The organism is Synechocystis sp. PCC 7509 (assembly GCF_000332075.2).
GTDB lineage: Bacteria > Cyanobacteriota > Cyanobacteriia > Cyanobacteriales > Chroococcidiopsidaceae > Aliterella.
The window spans coordinates 1,606,915-1,626,215 of the sequence record NZ_ALVU02000001.1 but is presented as its reverse complement, the minus strand read 5'-3'; the positions used below and the strand labels follow the sequence as shown (position 1 = coordinate 1,626,215).

Genomic DNA, 19,301 nt, shown 5'->3' with positions numbered 1-19,301 from the left:
ACCTCTTTAAAATAAGTTGTTTCTAGTTTTCAACCTATATTACCGATTGTTACCTAAAAACTAAGCTTATTCTCGTTTTTACTTTAATTATTGACTCCTGTAACATCCTACTAGCTAAACTTCATGATATTCACTGACCTTGAGGCGGAATTGCAGACAGCCGTTGAGCATAGACGCAATTTTGCAATTATTTCTCACCCCGATGCGGGTAAAACTACACTGACTGAAAAGCTGTTATTGTACGGGGGTGCAATTCATGAAGCTGGCGCGGTTAAAGCTCGGAGAGCGCAGCGTAAAGCAACTTCTGACTGGATGGCGATGGAACAGCAACGGGGTATTTCGATCACTTCTACCGTGTTGCAATTTGAGTATCACGATTGTCAAATTAATCTGCTCGATACTCCCGGACACCAAGACTTTAGTGAAGATACTTATCGCACTTTGGCGGCGGCGGATAATGCCGTGATGCTAATTGATGCGGCTAAAGGCTTAGAACCCCAAACGCGCAAGTTATTTGAAGTTTGCAAACTGCGAAAGTTGCCGATTTTTACCTTTGTAAATAAGCTCGATCGCCCAGGACGAGAACCACTGGAATTATTAGATGAAATTGAGCAAGAATTAGGCTTACAAACCTATGCTGTAAATTGGCCCATTGGTACAGGCGATCGCTTTAAAGGTGTATTTGACCGCCGCAATCAACAAATCCATCTATTTGAACGTAGCGCTCATGGTAGCCGTGAAGCTATTAGCACGGTTATAAATTTGGGCGATCCCCGCATTGAACAATTGCTAGATAAAGACCTATATCATCAATTTAAGGACGATTTAGAGCTAATAGAAGGCATTGGGCCAGAGCTAGATAGTGATTTAGTCCACCAAGGAAAAATGACCCCGGTGTTCTTTGGTAGCGCTATGACGAACTTCGGCGTAGAGCTATTTTTAGATACTTTTCTGGACTATGCGCTCAAACCTGGCGCTCGTAATAGTAATTTGGGGGAAATGCAGCCTACTTATCCAGAGTTTTCGGGGTTTGTATTTAAGTTACAAGCGAATATGGATCCCAAACACCGCGATCGCGTAGCATTTATTCGCGTCTGTACGGGTAAGTTTGAAAAAGATATGACGGTGAGTCATTCCCGCACAGGTAAAACAATTCGCTTATCGCGTCCGCAAAAGTTATTTGCTCAAGATCGAGAATCTATTGACTATGCTTACCCTGGCGATGTGATTGGTTTAAATAATCCGGGTGTATTTGCGATCGGCGATACTATTTATAACGGTCAAAAAATAGAGTACGAAGGGATTCCGAGCTTTTCTCCCGAATTATTTGCAAGTTTACGCAATCCTAACCCTTCCAAATTTAAGCAGTTTTTAAAAGGTGTCTCAGAATTGCGCGAAGAAGGTGCGGTACAAATCATGTATTCCGCCGATGAAATGAAGCGCGAACCCATTTTAGCGGCGGTAGGACAACTACAATTTGAAGTAGTACAATTTCGCTTGCTGCAAGAATACGGGGTAGAAACGTTGTTGGATACCTTACCTTATACTGTTGCTCGTTGGGTGACGGCGGGTTGGGAAGCACTAGAAAAAGCTGGAAGATTGTTTAATACTGTGACAGTTAAAGATAGCTTGGGACGACCAGTATTATTATTTCGCAATGAGTGGAATTGTCAGCAGGTAGAAGGGGATTGTCCAGAATTAAAGTTAAGTGCAGTTTCGCCTCTTCTTTCCAGCAGTTAAGCTCAGAACTTTATAGCGAAAAGACCTTGCTTTTCGCTATCTCTGCAATTTAACTTCTTTTACCCACCAACATTGTTAACCCGCTCGTAATTAAAGTTAAAACAATTGAACCAACTAAAGCCGGGACAAATCCGCTAACGACAAAACCCGGTGTCAGTCTCCCTGCCAGCAAAATTACAATGGCATTGATAACAAACAAAAACAAGCCAAAGGTTAGCAAAGTTAGCGGTAAAGTTAAAACCACTAATAACGGCTTGATGATAGCGTTTACTAGCCCTAGAATAACCGAGGCGATCGCGGCACTAATAATATTGGCGACGAAAAAGCCTGGAACTATATAAGCTGTAACCATCAAAGCTACGGTTGCAATCAACCAAGTAATCAAAAATTCCGGCATCTACTCATTCTCTCAAAAATTGGATCGAAAAGTCTTGTAAGCTTAATAGCAGCATTCCCACCTCAATAGTTAAATTTTTATATGTGGCGGCAATTTACAGGCTTTATTTTGATATTAGTGCTTTTTTTCGGGGCAATGCCAGCCCAAGCAACAGATTATCCGCCACCATTGTCTTTTAGTAACGCTGAATTAAAAAGTCGGGATTTTTCGGGACAAACTTTAAGGGCGGCAGAGTTTTCTAATGCCAATATGGAATTAGCTAATTTTTCTAATGCAGACTTACGCGGCGCAGTTTTTAGCGCTTCGGTAATGACGGGCGCTTCTTTGCACGGCGCAGATTTGAGTAATGCGATGGTCGATCAAGTAAACTTAACCAAAGCCGATCTTAGCGATGCGGTTTTAACCGAAGCGCTGCTGCTACGAGCAATTTTTGATGATGTTAGTATTGTTAATGCTGATTTTACCGATGCGATTTTAGATCGGGCGCAAATTAAAGAATTGTGCGCTAAAGCAAGTGGTGTAAATCCCAAGACTGGTGTTGAAACTCGTTACTCTTTAGGATGTCGATAAAGCGCGTTGGTGTAATTGGTGGGGGACAACTAGCTTGGATGATGGCAACAGCCGCCGAGAAGCTAGATATAGAATTAGTCGTACAAACGCCACACCATGACGATCCAGCCGTTGCGATCGCCTCCGAGACGATTTTTGCCCCTGTAGATGATGCCACAGCTACAGCCACCTTGGCGACGCGCTGCAATGTTGTTACTTTTGAAAATGAGTTTGTCGATTTAAAAGCTTTAGCACCCTTAGCCGATCGCGGTGTATGTTTTCGTCCCAGTTTACAAGTTTTATCACCGTTGTTAGATAAATACCATCAGCGCTGTTATTTGCAACAAATCGGCTTACCTGTACCCAAGTTTGCCACTTTAGAAGATGCTGCACCTTACCAGTTTCCTTTAGTTTTAAAATCTCGTCGTCATGGCTACGATGGACAAGGGACGTTTATTGTCTCTGACGCGGATACTTTGCAGCAAATTGTCGCCAGTGCGAGTATAGACACTTTTTTAGTGGAGGAGTTTGTACCTTTTGTTGAAGAATTAGCGATAATTGCGGCGCGATCGCCCAATGGTGAAATTGTCACCTATCCAGTAGTAGAAACTCAACAAAAAAACCAAGTTTGCCATCGTGTCATTGCTCCGGCGGAGATTAGCACCGAAGTTGCAACCCAAATTCAGGAAATCGCCCACAAATTACTAAATAGTTTGCAAGCGGTGGGAATATTTGGGATAGAGTTATTTTTACTGAGCGATCGCCAAGTATTAGTAAATGAAATTGCTCCCCGCACTCACAATTCCGGGCATTTTACCTTAGATGCTTGCGAATGTTCCCAATTTGAGCAGCATTTACGCGCTGTTTGCGATTTGCCTCTAGGTAACGCTGCTTTACGCGCTCCGGCGGCAGTAATGGTAAATCTATTAGGTTATGAAGACGCGGAAAATGATTATTTAGTTAAACGCCAACAATTAGCCGCTTTACCTAACGCCTACGTTTATTGGTATGACAAAAAAACTTCCCGCCTGGGCAGAAAGTTAGGTCATGTCACAGTGTTGTTAGATAGTACAAAAGCTGTAGAGAAAGTCGCTCAACAAGTCGAATCTATTTGGTACGCCCAATTGTAGAGACGTTGCAGTGCAACGTCTCTATAAATTAATTACACAGAGGTAGAAGTTGGGGGAGTAGTCGCCTGATCCGCTTGCATTTGCTCTGGAGTCGAAGTTTGTACCGAGTCTTCCGAAAATTGCGTCCATTCGGTATGGAAAAAGCCCTCTTTATCAGTGCGCTCATAGGTATGAGCGCCGAAATAGTCCCGTTGAGCTTGAGTAAGATTTTGAGGTAAGCGATCGCGTCTATAACTATCAAAGTAGTCTAAAGAGGCGCTAAAAGCTGGGACAGGAATCCCTAATTTTGCCGCCGATGATAAAACTTCCCGCCAAGCGGTTTGTCTATCCAAAATTGTCTGTCTAAATTCTGGCGCAAGCAGCAAGTTAGGTAGCGCTGGGTTTTCGATAAAAGCACTTTGAATTTTACCCAAAAATCCCGCCCGAATAATACAGCCACCTTTCCAAATGCGAGCCATTTCGCTCAAATTCAAATCGTAGGAATACTCTTTAGATGCCGTACTTAATAGCGCCATTCCTTGAGCGTAAGAACAGATTTTAGAGCAGTAGAGAGCATCGCGGATAGCATCAATAAACGCTTTTGAGTCTCCCTCATATTTACCTGTCGGGCCGGTAAGAATTTGCGAAGCTGACACCCGCTCTTTTTTGTAGGAAGACATAATCCGGGCATTAACCGCCGCCGTCATCGTGGGAATACACACCCCAAGTTCTAAAGCACTTTGTACCGTCCAGCGTCCTGTACCTTTTTGTCCGGCGGCATCCATAATCAAATCTACCAAAGGTTGATTTGTATCAGTGTCAATGTATCTAAAAATATCGGCGGTAATCTCAATTAAAAATGAATTGAGTTCGTCGGTTTTATTCCACTCCGCAAAAATTTCGTGTAACTGCTGATGATTTAGACCTAAAGTATTTTTCAATAGGTCGTAAGCTTCCGCAATTAGCTGCATATCGCCGTACTCAATGCCATTGTGGACCATTTTGACATAGTGACCAGCGCCACCAGGGCCAATATAAGTTACACAAGGGCCATCCTCTACCTGAGCGGCGATTTTAGTTAAAATTGGCTCTAGAAACTCGTAAGAGCTTTTTGTGCCTCCCGGCATCATGCTAGGGCCATTTAAAGCCCCTTCTTCGCCACCACTAACACCCATACCAATAAATCTAAAGCCCATTGGCTCAAGTTCGCGGGTACGACGGGCAGTATCATCATACAGAGAATTACCGCCGTCAATAATGATGTCACCTTCATCGAGTAAGGGTTTAAGCCCGTCGATAACACCATCTACGGGCGCACCCGCTTTAACCATAATTAAGATTTTGCGCGGACGCTCCAAAGAAGCGACAAAATCCTCAAGGGAGTAAGCAGCGTGGACATTTTTGCCTTGCGCCCGCGTGTGCATGAAAGCATCGGTTTTTTCGGGAGTCCGATTATAAACGGAGATTGGGAAGCCATTACGCTCGACATTTAGCGCTAGGTTTTCACCCATAACTGCTAGACCAATTACGCCAAAACTTTGTTGTGCCATAAAATTTAACGGGTTAATGCACTATGAGTTTAGTAAGGGTTGATTCCTTTTTAGGGTAGCCGGATCTTATCAGTTCTTTACCACTGAAAAAATTAAAATCTAGAAAAAAGTCACCAAAAGACTAGCAATAACTAAAAAAAGAGAGAAGTTAACTGTTGTTCTCACTGTCAAACGATCCTAAAATTGGGCGATCGCTCTTGTTCCTCTATTCTGCTTTAGCAGCTTTATATCTAGTTACAGTTTTTATTTTTAATTTTGAGTAATTTTATATACTTAATAACAAAAAAGCTTATGTAATTTTAATTAAGCCAAATTATAGCGATTAAATTCTAAGATAACCAATTAACATTGATAGCCAAATAACAATATAAGCATAGCAACAGCCCTTGTAAATTTTGAAAACTTGACACAGTAAAATTTCCCAAAAATAAATCTATCGATAGTCAATAACATACTTCAATATAAAATTTATTGATGTATTTTTTTATACTGCATATTATAATCATCTCGATTGAGAGATTCATATTTTTTGTATAAAAATAAACACTTTATTTAAAAAAATTAATATACACTGCACCAGAATTAGTAAAATTTCTGTTTGGCATTGATTTTTATGGATTTAGACCTCAATTGCTAAATTTCAAACATTAAAATTGAACAACTACCTAAGTGATTACTATGCATAGATAATGTAAATAAAAGTTAATGAGATTCTACTCCTGACCGGACTTGAAGATAATCCATGATCGATTCAAGCCTCTAAAAAGCTGTAGGAATATTGAGCTTTTAGGTATTTTTTCATACAAGACTTTAATTTGTAAATGTCTTTATAGTTTGGTTCTTTGTGACTTTAAGTTGATTAGAGTGAGGGAAAGTGATGGCAAAAATTGATACAAAAAAATTAAATGATGGAAATTCACAACAGTTTTTAGACCTGAAAAAAGAGGACGAAAACGCGGACTCAGTCAAGCCCATTGTCAACTTACTCGGTTCTCCGGTGACGGCGTTATCATTTGATACACAGATAAAAACAATACTAGAATGGGCTAGTAATTATGAAAGTAGATTTATTTGTGTTGCCAATGTTCATATGCTAATGGAAGCGTATTGGAAATCAGAGTTTTCCTTGATTTTAAAAAAGGCAGATATGGTTGCCCCAGATGGAATGCCCTTAGTTTGGATGATGAAATTAATGGGGATTCGCCAGCAAAATCGCGTGGCTGGAATGGATGTATTGATGGAGTTATGCCGACTTGCGACCAAGCAAAATATTAGTATTTTCTTCCTAGGCTCTGAAGAATCAATACTGAAAAAAATGAGAGCGAATTTAAAACAGCAATTTCCTAGCCTAGAAATTGCCGATATGGTTTCACTACCTTTTAGACCTTTGACACCTACTGAGGATGAGGCGATCGTGCAAAAAATCAACCAAAGTAAAGCAAAGTTAGTATTAGTGTCCTTGGGATGCCCTAAACAAGAAATATGGATGTCCGAACATAAAGATAAAATTCAGGCGGTAATGATTGGGCTAGGAGGAGTTTTCCCCGTACTGGCGGGAATTCACAAAAAAGCGCCTTTATGGATACAGAACTTAGGATTGGAATGGTTGTACAGATTAATTCAAGAACCGCGTAGACTTTGGAGACGATATGCCTTCACAATTCCGCCTTTCCTATGGTTGAGTGTAAGACAGCTAGTAGCTTCAAAATACCAAGCAATAAATATGCTAAAAATAGGAGAAAAAAGCTAACTATAGAGCGATCGCGCTTGGGTGCAAATTTCTAAGTACTTTATTTAACTACAAATACTTTTGTGAAATCAACAGAATACATAGACTTTCGGCAATATTTACTAGCCATCCAAAGACGTTGGCTACCAGCGACAGCTATTTTTACTTGTGTTGTGGGACTAGCACTCTTGAATGTGTTTTTGCAAAAGCCCGTCTATGAAGCAAAAGGCAAAATATTAATCAAAAAGTCAAGTAATGTTACTTCTGCCATCACCCAAGGAGAAGAAATAGGAGGTTTAAGTTCTGTAGGGTCGCAAAGCGACCCTTTAATTACAGAAATCGAGCTTATTCGTTCCACCCCCGTCGCCCGCAAAACTATATCGACACTGAATCTAAACATTAAGCCTCAAGCGTTTTTAGACGACCTCAAAATACTCAGAATTGGCAAAACGGACATCCTAGAAATTTCCTATCAAAACTCCGATCCGAAAGTAGCGGCTTTGGCAGTCAACGAAGTTGTAAATTTTTACTTGGCTAATAATGTAGTAGATAATCGCTCCGAAGCTGCGACGGCACGCCGATTTATTGTCAAGCAGTTGCCCAAAACTGAAGCTATAGTCCGTCAAGCGGAAGAACTTTTGCGCAGATTTGAAGAACAAAACAGTATTGTAGATTTGGAAGGCGAAGCCAAGTCAGCAGTATCAGAAATTGCTAACTTAGAAAGTCAACTTAGCACTGCCCAAGTTCAACTTGCAGACACCACTACTCAATCTCAAACATTGCAAAATGACTTATTGGGCATGGGTTCACAACAAGCTATAGTTGCAAGTTCTGTTAGCCAATCACCCGGCGTACAAAAGGCAGTAGAAGAATTACAGCAAGTAGAAAGCCAGTTAGCAACCGGACTAACTATCTATCAAGAGACTCATCCTAAAATAATCGATCTACAAAGTAAAAAAGCATCTCTAGAATCTCTATTGCAAGGACGAGTTGAACAAGTCATAGGCGCTCCTACTAACGCCGTAAGCCAAGACTTGCAGGTGGGACAGCTTAAACAACAACTTACTACAAATCTCGTTCAACTAGAGACACAACGCTTAGGTTTAGAAAGTCAAGTTTCTGCTTTGTCTAATTTACTAGCAAGTTACAAACAACGGGCGAATGTTTTACCTGGATTAAAGCAACGTAAAGGGGAACTAGAACGAGAAGTAAAAGCAGCCCAATCAACTTATGAAACTCTTTTGCGTAGACTTGAAGAAATTAGAGTTGAAGAAAACCGAGTAGTTGGAAACGCTAGGCTGATAGAAGTAGCAGAGGTTCCAGAAAAACCTGTAGGCGCAAATGAAGAAAGAACCATAGCCCTAGGAGTTTTATTAGGAATATTGCTGGGAGTCGGTACAGCTTTGATTTTAGATGCCCTAGATACTTCAATCAAAACAGTCAAAGAGGCAAGGGAAGTATTTGGAGGTACTTTGCTGGGGTTGATTCCGTTTTTTGGTAAGAAAGATTTAGATCAAGATATTCCTATAATCGTGGCAAGAGATTTGCCTCGTTCATCTATTAGTGAAGCCTACAGAACATTTCAAGCTAACTTGAATTTTCTAAGTTCTGACAAAGAACTAAAAGTTGTTGTCGTCACAAGTTCTATACCTCAAGAAGGCAAATCAACCCTATGCGCCAACTTGGCTGTAACAATGGCTCAATCAGAGCGGAGAGTTTTATTAATAGATGCAGATACACGCCAGCCTTCTCAGCATAAAATTTGGAACTTGGTCAATCAAGTTGGATTAAGTAATGTGCTTGTCAATAAGGCAGATTTAAAAACAGCAATTAAAAAAGTTATGCCTAATTTATCGGTACTTCCGGCGGGAGCTATACCTCCAAACCCAATGCCTTTACTTGAATCTAAGCGCATGACTTCATTAATAGATCATTTTTCAGACAGTTATGATTTTGTGATTATTGATACTCCAGCCTTAAATATTGGAGCCGATGCAGCTATTTTAGGTAAGATAGCTGATGGCATTTTATTAGTAGTTCGCCCTGGAGTAGTAAATTCTGCTAGTGCTACCACTGCTAAAGAATTTCTAGAGCATTCCGGTCAAAATGTTCTAGGTTTAGTGATTAACGGCATGAGTTCTGACAATAATCATTACAGTTCTTACACTGTAAAAGATTACTACAATGGTGAAGATTTGAAACTATCTAAAACCTTAGCACTCAACTCTAGAAAAAATTTGGGTAATTCTTAATCTGCTGCATAAAAGACAGCAAGGGCAGAGAACTATCTATACTTAAAATTTTAAATATGTTTAAGTTATGGTTGCTAACTTTTAGTCTATTGCTAGTAAGTGCTGTGGTGGTGACGCACAATAAAATTGAGCAGATAACCAATAACAGCGAGCCTATCAGCAACTCTAATCCGGCGGGAAAAATAGGAAAAGCAAACAGTAAGATTGTCCAGCAACTAAAGCCAGACCTCCAATTCCCCCCTGATGCGGGCATTTTCAACGTGACGGATTATGAAGCCAAGCCTAACGATGGCGTAGACGACACAGCGAATATCCAATTAGCGATCGCTACGGCACTAAAATCTAAATCACGCTACTCGGCTTTACCATTTATTTATTTTCCTAAAGGCACGTACAACATTAGTAATCAACTAGAAAGCCGTATTGGGAGCGGCGGCTGGAGCGATGGGTGGCGAGCGGGAATGATTTTGATGGGAGAAAGTAGTCATGGAACAGTAATCAAGCTAGCAAACGATCTTGTCGCTTTCTCCAATCCCAAAAAACCCCTTGCAGTAATCAAAACTGGTTCTGAGAAAGATACCAAATCTAACCCTAGCGGCGCTGGCAACCGGGCTTTTCGCCATTCAATTTACAACTTGACAATCGACGTAGGGCGCGGCAACTACGGAGCAGTAGGCATTGATTATCTCGCCAATAACCGGGGTGCGATTGAAGACGTTAACATTCGTTCAGAGAAGGGCGAAGGCTACGCCGGAATATTAATGAAACGTTATGCCCCAGGCCCAGCACTGGTGAAAAACACCAGTATTGAAGGTTTTGATTATGGCGTATGGATCGACAATTACGAGTACAGCATGACCTTTGAACACTTAAGGTTAAAAAATCAAAAGATTGCTGGCATCTTTAATCAAGAAAACGTTTTGAACATTCGAGATTTAGTCAGTAATAACTCAGTACCAGCCATTGAGTCTGTTAGTAGTAATGGTCAAATTACGCTTTTAGATAGCAATTTCAATGGCGGTGCAGCTAATAACGCCGCGATCGCCACTAAGGGCAAAATATTTATCCGTAATATTACTAGCACTGGCTATGGAAAGGTTGTTGACGATCGCACCAAAGCCAACCGAGATATCCCTACCAATGCCTTAACGACCGAAGTGGAGGAATACACCTCCAAAAAAGTAGCAAGTTTGTCTGATAGCCCAGGGCGATCGCTTTTGTTGCCGATTGAGGAGACACCAGAGTTTCATAGCAATGACTTCCGCCAGTGGAAGAACGTTGTATCTGGCGGCGCTACCCCCGATGATCGCTCAAACGATGATGCCCAAGCAATTCAAGCCGCCATCGACTCCAATCACGCGATCGTCTATCTGCCCAGAGGTCAATATCATGTGGGACAAACAATTATTCTCCGAGGCAAAGTCCGTAAGTTCCTAGGTATGCAAGCATCACTTACAAAGAAAAAGGGCTTTAAAGGTAATACATTAATTCGCTTTGAAGGCAACAGCACTAATCCCACCATTCTCGAACATTTACGGATTGGTGGGATTGTCGAACACGCTTCCCCCCAAACCTTGGCGATGCGACACATAGATATTGGCGGCTACCGCAACACTAGCAACGGTACAGGCAAGTTATTTGTAGAAGATGCGATCGGCTCTCCTTATCAAATCAACAGTCCCCAAAAGGTTTGGGCGCGTCAACTTAACGCCGAGTTTGGCAAAGTACCATTAGTTCAAAATCACGGTGGAACTGTTTGGATTTTAGGCATGAAGACCGAAGGCAAGGTGACGGCGATCGAAACCGTAGGTGGCACAACAGAGTTATTGGGAGCGCTATTATACCCGTTGCATAACGTCCCTGCCAGCATACCCGCCTTCATTAACGATGAGGGGCGCTTGGCGGTCAGCTATGCTATAAGTGGGCAAAAGTACGCAGTCCAAGTAAAAGAGCGTCGGCGCGGTCAGTGGCGGCAACTTGCTAGTAAAAACGTTCCTAGTCGGGGAGAAGGGGCAAGCGTACCTTTGTATACAGGCTTTATTGCGGATAAGAAGTAACTAAAGTGTTAGTCACGATATAAAATAACAGAGCCATTACCACGAGAGGGAACAGCACTTTTTCTTAAAGTTTTTGTGACTCCGTTTTTTGTTGTCTGAACATGGATCGTATAATCTTGATTCGTCGCATCGGCGGCGGTTGCGTAAACAAAAGAAACTTGAGATTCATTGTTAACTAAAGCTACGTCAGTAGTAGGAACGACATTACCATGACCAGGATATAGTAAACCACCCAATACTTCTGTTTGTCCCCCTCCTTTTGTTTCTATAACGGTATAGGGATCTTCGGTTTTAATCCCTAATATCCACAACTTGGCTCCGTTATTGATTAGCCGAGTCGCATTTGTAAACTCTGTATTTAACTGTCGTAGCCAAACTTTTTGACCTGGCGAAAACTGCCACTTACCAATCATGACATTTTCGCCAAACAGCGAACCTGCACCCACGCTACCTTGATAACTACCATAAGCGCAATCACGCAAAACTAATGTTTGGGGAGATGAATGCTCCCACACACCTTTAACATTAAGGCGTTCGACTGTTACACCATCATAATTACCTGGCTCAAATCGGATGGCTGGGCTAGGCATAATCTGATTTACTCTCGGCTTCAAAAACGACTCCATCCCCATCAGCTTTCTAACATTATTGCGGATGCGCAAGGTACTACTGATGTTATAAACTCCTGTAGGAAAGTAAACCGTTGATTTACCTGAATCTATTGCTCTTTGGATTGCTGCCGTATCATCGTTGTTATCATCAGGTTTTGCGCCAAAGGCTGTTACACTCACCCATTGACTGACATCTTCAGAAAATGAGGGCGGATCTGCGATTGGGAGATTTAAAGATGTTTGCGGTGATGAAAATAAACTTTGGAACGGAGTAGAAGCAAATTCAGCAACCGTTGTACCTGCCAAGACAACGCCTTTGTTCTTGATGGCTGATTGATAACCTGTAGTTGTTATATTTCGTGCATAAAGCGTACCAGTATTTTCTACGGCACTAACTGTTGACAAACCACCACTGAATTTGCTATCAAGTAGGGTCACAAAACCATACTTGGATGTATTTTGAATTACTGGGACAGAATTAATGCTTGTCAAGCCCCGGATAGATAACACATTATTTTTATTAGTAATTCCAGCCAACTTTTGGTTTGTTAAAGTAATGTGTTCAAAAGTAATCCCATATTGGTAATGATTAAGAGAGGCAATCCCATAGTCGAAACCATCAATAATGACATTTTTAATTAAGTTTGGTCCGGGCCATTCTCTTGACAAATTTAAACCGTATTTCCCCTGTCCGCGAATTATTACATCACGAATCGCCCCTTTATTATTGGCAATATAATCGATTCCTATTGCTCCCAAATTACCAATTCCCGTATCTACAGTTAGATCGTAAATAGAATTACGAAATCCCTCGTTGCCACCACCATCTAATTTAGGATTTTGCGAACCGGTAATAATAACAGCTTTGGCATAATTTGGATCATTGTATCCAGGAGCATAATTCTTTAATTTAATAATTGCTTTAGCCTGACTTTCACCTTCAAAACTTAGATACGGCCACCATTTTCCTTGGCTATCTAACCATTTTAGTGAGTTGCTAACTACATAAGTACCATTAGGAAAATAGATTGTTACGTGTTTGGAGTTATTACGATTTACTGATTGAATTGCTGTTTGAATCGCTTGCGTGTCATCAGTAATACTATCGCCTTTTGCACCATAATCTTTGACATTAATAATGCCAGAGTTTGCAGGTAATGGCTGGGCAATACATTGCTGTACAGCTATACATCCATGAATAAGTATTATTGCTATAGATTGCCCGACTATTTTTTGAAAGTTAATTTTACTGCTCATTATATTTTTTGGTAGTACACTAAAAGTAAGATAGGCAAAATTTGAGCAACAGAAAATTGTCTGGTTGCTGTTAAGCTTCCACAGGAATTTGCGAACCTTATTTGCTTAATTGCAACAAGGCTCAAACAAAAATATGTCGTTGTCCAAATTCTTGAAAAGCTACCAGCTAAATAAAGATTAGCGGCGCAATTTTGAAGCAAGAAAAAACTTAATAACTATTTTGCTTCATTGATTTTAACCATTAATCACTAATACTATCGTCAGTAGAATTACGACTTTTAATGTTTTACACTACTGAACTTTTCACCGTAATTTTTTGCGAACTTAGAGTTTTTACTGACACTAGCTAGATTATTAGTCGCTAATAGTATATTTTGATACTACAGTAGTGCAATATTTTCGTAGCGATCGCTTCCCAGGTAATACTATTAATTGCGGGCATTGAGCAAAAGAGTATTTTCAACAATTGGTTAGCAGTGGCATCGTCTGAAATAAGCAAAGGCTTATGCTTATACCATATTTCGTTATGTTTTACCTAATTGTAACGAGATAGACAAATAAATTTAAAAGACTAGACATTTTGGAGTAGCTAAGATAGGCTTTTGACTAAAAGCTACAAACTTCTGTTCAGTAAAATTGATGAGGGCTATGTGAAATATAGAGCGATCGCGCTTTGTAGATGATGGCTGGCTTTAGATAGTTTAGATAACTTTGAGGTGAGTTTTTGTTAATGAAAATAAATCAGATTTCTTATCTAAACTAGCTAAGTAAAAAAATAGATACTGCTAAAATGAACAGCAATTGCCGCTAGTCAAAGCTGTTTCATATTTAGCTCTGACTAATTTACAACTGTTGCTGGAAAACACTCATGAGTCTCAAACTCCCCATTTGGCTATCCCAACTAATGAAGGCTACGAGTTTTTGGCGAGATAACCATCTGATTTTACGAGAGTTTAAGTACTTTCGTAAAATTGCTGTCCTAGCTTTAGTATTTTCATTGTTGTCAGCAATTTTTGAAGGTTTTACCATTGGATTAATCTCAGTTTTCTTGAGAAGTTTTACCAATCCTGACATCCCACCTCTACAGACAGGGATTAGTTGGTTTGATATTTGGGTTTTGGGAACAAATGCCTCTTTTACAAGTCGGCTTTACCGCCTAGGCTTGCTTGTGTTTATAGCAGTTTGGTTGCGTTCTGGCTTTGTATATTTAGGAAACTTATACATCAAACTATCGGAACTGTACTTGGGAGATCGTTTGCGGAAAAGCTTATTCAATCAGTTGCAAAAACTAAGTTTAAGCTATTTTGCCAAAAAACGTTCCGGGGAACTGTTTCATAGCATTAATAACGAAATCAACCAAATAAAAACAGCTTGTAACGTAGCGGCGGCTTTTATTGCCAAGGGTCTAACATTATTTGTGTACGTAGTTGCAATGTTTTGGATATCTTGGCAGCTAACTATTATATCGGTACTGTTATTTAGTCTACTAGCAGCAAGCCTTTCTACTTTGGTGAAATGGGTGCGGGAAGTTAGCTTTGAAATATCCAAAGCTGGCAGTCATTTTAGTTCGGTGTCAATGGAATTTATTACTGGCATTCGCACAGTTAAAGCCTTTGCAACTCAAGATTTTGAGCAAAGAAAATTTTATCAAGCTTGCGAACAGGTCGAGAAGGCAAATATTAAAGCAGCCGCCGCAGGTTCAATGGTTCAGCCTATCACCGAGGGAGTAGCTGCCACAATTTTGTTGGTCATAGTTGTACTAGCGGTAACAATTACTGGGGAAAATGGGAGGCTGCAAATAGCTTCTTTGTTAACATTTTTGTTTGTGCTGCTACGCTTAGGCCCGTTGGTGTCGCAATTAAATGGATCTTGGGCAAGACTTAATAGTTTTCAAGGCTCTTTAGAAAATATTCAAAACCTTCTTAGGACAGATGACAAAATCTATTTGCACAACGGTAACGTTGAGTTTAATAGGTTGAAAAAAACTATCGATTTTGTGGGGGTAGATTTTGGTTATGACATGGAAAACATGATTCTAAGAAATATTAACCTCACTATCAAGCAAGGAGAAATGACCGCTTTAGTGGGAGCCTCTGGGGCTGGAAAATCAACTTTAGTAGACTTGATTCCACGATTTTACGATCCTGTAAAAGGTGAAATTCTGATTGATGGAGTCGATCTATGCAAGTTAAACATCAAATCTCTATGTCAAAAACTAGCGATTGTTAGTCAAGATACATTTATTTTCAACGATTCTGTTAAAAATAATATTGCTTACGGTTCGGAGGAGGCGGATGAAAAGGCAATTATAGAAGCAGCGCAGTTAGCTAACGCCCTAGAATTTATTTCAGAGATGCCTGATGGTTTTGACACCCAACTAGGAGATCGGGGAGTTCGGTTATCTGGAGGTCAGCGTCAGCGCATTGCGATCGCCCGCGCTTTGCTGCGCAATCCAGACATTCTCATTTTGGATGAAGCCACCAGTGCGCTAGATTCTGTTTCCGAACGATTGATTCAAGCATCTTTAGAAAAGCTGGCGGTAGGTCGAACTGTAATTGCGATCGCCCATAGACTGTCTACAATTATTCGCGCCGATAAAGTAGTAGTGCTAGAACAAGGTCAGATTGTAGAACAGGGGACGTATCAAGAGCTACTAGAACAGCGTGGCAAGCTGTGGAAGTACCACCAAATGCAGTATGAAGTAGGAAAAGTAAGTTAAACCTATACCCAGTGAAAGCAAATAGAGCGCGATCGCCGTCTGATGCTTAGAGCCTTAGATTCCTTAATAGCCAGATGCCTGTAAAAATAGTTGAGATTTGGGTTAATGCAAAAATCAAGTGTCAAAGAACAAATCTTATCTCAATTGCTAAATGCTTACGCTCATACATTAAGAGTTTTCAAGCAGATCGCAGCCAGCAATCATCCCGTATCAGCACTATTTTTGCCACCTACCGCTCCTAGCAGTCTAGGAGATAAAGTTATGCTACTAGAAAGCATGAAACATCTTGCTGACCAAGGTATTAAGCGCCTAGGGATAGTCAATTTAAAATCTAGTGCTTGCTGGGAAAACCTGGATCTGGTTACAGACACGATTAATTTAGGGGGTTATTTCCTTTGTAACTCCTGGAAGGATTGCTGCTCTACTAAAGTTCCAACTCTTTGTAACGCCGCCGAAATCAAATCTATAGGTGCCGATTTAGACTTGGTTTTTACTGGTAGGATGCCCTTAGCGATCGCTTGTTTAGGTCAAGGAGTACCTGTAGCTGGCGTTACTTATCAAGGTAAATTTGAGTTTTTTTTTAATCACTTTAGTCTGCAAGGAATGACTATTGCTCCAGAAAAAGCCTTTCAAACCGGCACTCTAGCTAGTTTTCTAACAGATATAATTTCCAAAAGTGATGATATCCGTCAAATAGTTCAAACCAATTTGGCAAAAGTCCAAGCTTTATCAGATTTGAATTTTTAAAACTTTAGTAAATATTATTGAAATGCCTCATTCCAAAGACTTACTTGTAGTTAGTCCAGTTCCATCCCATCCGCAGGATGCAGGTAATAAAAAACGAATTTACAGTCTTTTTAAGTTTCTTCAAACAAAATCTTTTAAAATTCATTATTTATTGTACGATGTCCATGGCAATGGCTATACTTGCGACGAGTCAACCTACGACGCTATGAGCGCAGAATGGGATTATTTTGATTTCCTTCTCCCTAGTAGCGATCGCCATAAAGGTTTTGGGAATTTAAGAACAAAACTTCTCAATTCTCCCCGTTATTCTGCTATTGCCTCAAAAGGTATTTATCTTCCCATACAGTACAAAATTGATGACTGGTGCAGTGATGCTTTGATTAATTTTGTAAATTGGAAGTGCAAAAATTTTGCTATCTCAACAGTTTTTGTAGAGTATGTTTTTTTAAGCAAGCTACTTGAATTTTTACCCGCCAATATATTCAAAGTTATAGATACTCATGATGTGTTTGCCAATAGAAATCTTTATATGTTCAAAAATACAATTAATTCAAGATTTTTCACCACCTCACCCAAAGAAGAAATAAAGGGACTTAACAGATCAAACTTGGTTATAGCTATACAAGAAGAAGAAAAAAAATACTTTGAAGAACGCACTACTTCAGAAGTTATTGAATTAACTCATTTAGAAGAAGAAAAGTTTATTTATAAGCAATATAACTCTCTAACTTCTGTCGGCATAATTGCAAGTTCTAATCCTATCAATGTTCGCTCAGTTCAATCATTTTTAGATTTAATCGTTGAGACAAAAAACTTAAGCTCAATAAAAATATATATTGCTGGAAGCGTTTCTGGAAAAATTTCTTGTTCGTTACCTAACGTAGTTATTTTAGGACAAATAGATTATTTAGAGCATTTTTACAATCTTGCAGATTTATATATAAATCCCATGATTGTAGGAACTGGAATTAAAATAAAAACGCTAGAGGCTTTTTCCTATGGTGTTCCCTTACTTTCAACGGAGATCGGCTCTGTTGGTACAGGTAGCACATACAAATTTCATAATTTCCCCAACCTCAAGGAACTAATAAATCATCTAGATAATCTTTACGTTAATCAAACTTCTCTAGAGAGTTATCAAGAAGCATCCAAAGCGTGTTTTCTCAGTTACAGAAAAAATCTCAATTTACAGCTAAATTCTCTTTTGGCGCGTCTGGACAGATAATTAAAAGCAGTCTAGCTGCAATAAATTAGTAGGAGATCAACATGGATAAGCTGGAAGTAAACCCGATTAAACAATTAGCACAAAATCAGTCCAAAACTAACAAGCCAAAATTAGTTCTGCTGTCTCGGTGGAAATTTAATCCATATCAAAAATTGTTGGTTGAACATTTAGCAAAAATGGGAGTCGAGATAGAAGAGCTTAATTGCCCCACTATTTTTTTGCCAAGATTACTCAAGCATAAAAAACCGAATTTTGTACACTTTCACTCACTACATTCATTTTTCTTGACTTCAAGTAGACTTAAGTCCCTAGTCAAGTTAGTTGTATTCCTTGGCCAAGTGTTTGCTTTGCGGTTGATAGGCACAAAGATTATTTGGACAGTACACGACCTTAAAAGTCACAGCAGCCAATACTTAAAAATAGATCGGTTCGGAACTACACTTTTTATGATGCTTACTCATAAAATCATTACTCACTACGAAGTGGCAAAGCGCGAGGTTATTACAACATTAGGGTTGAAAAATGAAGACAAAATATTTGTAATTCCACACGGCAATTATATAGACTATTATGAAAATAAAATTGATCGTATTGAAGCGCGAAGAGCTTTAAGTATTCCATCTTCGAGCTTAATGTTTTTATTCTTAGGTCGGATTGAGGGCTATAAGGGAGTTGTAGAAATGATTGATGCCTTCAAGCAGTTGAATAATAAAGAGGCGCAACTCGTAATTGCTGGCAAAATAGAGACTAAAGAATTAGAAAATCTGCTTAAGCAGAAAATAGCAGGGGAGGACAATATTCAATTGATATCTGGCTTTGTACCTGACAAACAAATCCAAGTATATATGAATGCTTGTGATGTGGTTGAGTTTCCGTATTTAGACATTTTGACATCTGGTGCGGTACTTCTAGCCATGTCTTTTGGTAGAGCTTGTATTGCGCCGCGTATGTCCTGTTTCACAGAGGTATTAGATGAGTCAGGAGCATTTTTTTACAATCCAGATATTGCCGATGGTTTATTGCAAGCAATGGATTGCGCAATCCAACGCCAAAGTGAAGTGCTAAATATGGGTGAACATAATAGGCAAATAGTTGAACAATGGAGTTGGAATTATGTTGCAAATAAAACCCTGCAAGTATATCAACAATAATCTCTTAACAATTCATCATTGTAAATTAAGTTATTTAACCTAGCTATGGTTAAACTAGCCAATCCCTTTGTAACTGTAATAATTCCAGTTTTCAATGACTCTAAACGCTTAGAAAATTGTTTAAAAATGTTCCAAAAGCAAACTTAATCGCAGAACCTTTATGAAATAATTGTGGGGGATAATGATTCAAAAGAAAATATAAAGCCAG

General features: G+C 39.7%; 13 protein-coding genes. 10 read left to right on the top strand and 3 right to left on the bottom strand.

Translation table 11 applies throughout. The annotated features are described in order from the left end of the window. Window positions 1-123 precede the first annotated feature (123 nt). Window positions 124-1,740 carry a peptide chain release factor 3 gene (prfC, locus tag SYN7509_RS0208315; RefSeq protein ID WP_009632922.1) on the top strand — a complete coding sequence of 539 codons (1,617 nt, stop codon included), beginning with the start codon at window positions 124-126 and terminating at the stop codon, window positions 1,738-1,740. Between the two features lie 49 nt (window positions 1,741-1,789). On the opposite strand, the gene SYN7509_RS0208310 is transcribed toward prfC, so the two are convergent. Continuing rightward, window positions 1,790-2,137 carry a phage holin family protein gene (locus tag SYN7509_RS0208310; protein WP_009632921.1) on the bottom strand — a complete coding sequence of 116 codons (348 nt, stop codon included), beginning with the start codon at window positions 2,135-2,137 and terminating at the stop codon, window positions 1,790-1,792. Between the two features lie 81 nt (window positions 2,138-2,218). On the opposite strand from SYN7509_RS0208310, the gene SYN7509_RS0208305 reads away from it, so the two are divergent. Further along, window positions 2,219-2,707, top strand: a complete 489-nt coding sequence (locus SYN7509_RS0208305; RefSeq protein ID WP_009632920.1) for a pentapeptide repeat-containing protein — start codon at window positions 2,219-2,221, stop codon at window positions 2,705-2,707. Next, a complete protein-coding gene (locus SYN7509_RS0208300) occupies window positions 2,698-3,816 on the top strand; it encodes a 5-(carboxyamino)imidazole ribonucleotide synthase (RefSeq protein ID WP_009632919.1) in 1,119 nt (372 codons plus the stop codon). The genes SYN7509_RS0208305 and SYN7509_RS0208300 overlap by 10 nt, the downstream gene beginning before the upstream one ends. A gap of 32 nt (window positions 3,817-3,848) precedes the next feature. Here the strand turns inward: SYN7509_RS0208300 and gndA are convergent, their stop codons facing one another. Beyond that, window positions 3,849-5,345: an NADP-dependent phosphogluconate dehydrogenase gene (gene gndA, locus SYN7509_RS0208295; RefSeq protein ID WP_009632918.1), complete on the bottom strand. Its 1,497-nt coding sequence runs from the start codon at window positions 5,343-5,345 to the stop codon at window positions 3,849-3,851. A gap of 877 nt (window positions 5,346-6,222) precedes the next feature. On the opposite strand from gndA, the gene SYN7509_RS0208290 reads away from it, so the two are divergent. The 3 genes from SYN7509_RS0208290 to SYN7509_RS0208280 all read left to right on the top strand — a co-directional run bounded on the left by SYN7509_RS0208290 (window position 6,223) and on the right by SYN7509_RS0208280 (window position 11,383). Continuing rightward, a complete protein-coding gene (locus tag SYN7509_RS0208290) occupies window positions 6,223-7,095 on the top strand; it encodes a WecB/TagA/CpsF family glycosyltransferase (protein WP_009632917.1) in 873 nt (290 codons plus the stop codon). 62 nt (window positions 7,096-7,157) lie between these two features. After that, window positions 7,158-9,326, top strand: coding sequence for a GumC family protein (locus tag SYN7509_RS0208285; RefSeq protein ID WP_009632916.1), 2,169 nt, complete (start codon window positions 7,158-7,160; stop codon window positions 9,324-9,326). A 56-nt stretch (window positions 9,327-9,382) separates the two neighbouring features. Next, entirely contained in the window at window positions 9,383-11,383 is a 2,001-nt protein-coding gene (locus tag SYN7509_RS0208280; RefSeq protein WP_009632915.1) for a glycosyl hydrolase family 28-related protein, read from the top strand. An 8-nt stretch (window positions 11,384-11,391) separates the two neighbouring features. Here the strand turns inward: SYN7509_RS0208280 and SYN7509_RS25455 are convergent, their stop codons facing one another. Further along, complete coding sequence (locus SYN7509_RS25455) at window positions 11,392-13,251, bottom strand: glycosyl hydrolase family 28-related protein (RefSeq protein ID WP_009632914.1); 1,860 nt, start codon at window positions 13,249-13,251, stop codon at window positions 11,392-11,394. Window positions 13,252-14,119: 868 nt separating this feature from the next. Between SYN7509_RS25455 and hepA the strand changes: the two genes are divergently transcribed. The 4 genes from hepA to SYN7509_RS0208255 all read left to right on the top strand — a co-directional run bounded on the left by hepA (window position 14,120) and on the right by SYN7509_RS0208255 (window position 19,093). Then, window positions 14,120-15,970 (top strand): heterocyst formation ABC transporter subunit HepA, encoded by a 1,851-nt coding sequence (gene hepA / locus SYN7509_RS0208270; protein WP_009632913.1) that lies wholly within the window; start codon window positions 14,120-14,122, stop codon window positions 15,968-15,970. Between the two features lie 105 nt (window positions 15,971-16,075). Continuing rightward, window positions 16,076-16,717, top strand: a complete 642-nt coding sequence (locus tag SYN7509_RS0208265; protein WP_009632912.1) for a hypothetical protein — start codon at window positions 16,076-16,078, stop codon at window positions 16,715-16,717. 22 nt (window positions 16,718-16,739) lie between these two features. Then, window positions 16,740-17,942: a glycosyltransferase family 4 protein gene (locus tag SYN7509_RS0208260; RefSeq protein WP_009632911.1), complete on the top strand. Its 1,203-nt coding sequence runs from the start codon at window positions 16,740-16,742 to the stop codon at window positions 17,940-17,942. Between the two features lie 41 nt (window positions 17,943-17,983). After that, window positions 17,984-19,093: a glycosyltransferase family 4 protein gene (locus SYN7509_RS0208255; RefSeq protein WP_009632910.1), complete on the top strand. Its 1,110-nt coding sequence runs from the start codon at window positions 17,984-17,986 to the stop codon at window positions 19,091-19,093. Window positions 19,094-19,301: the final 208 nt, after the last annotated feature.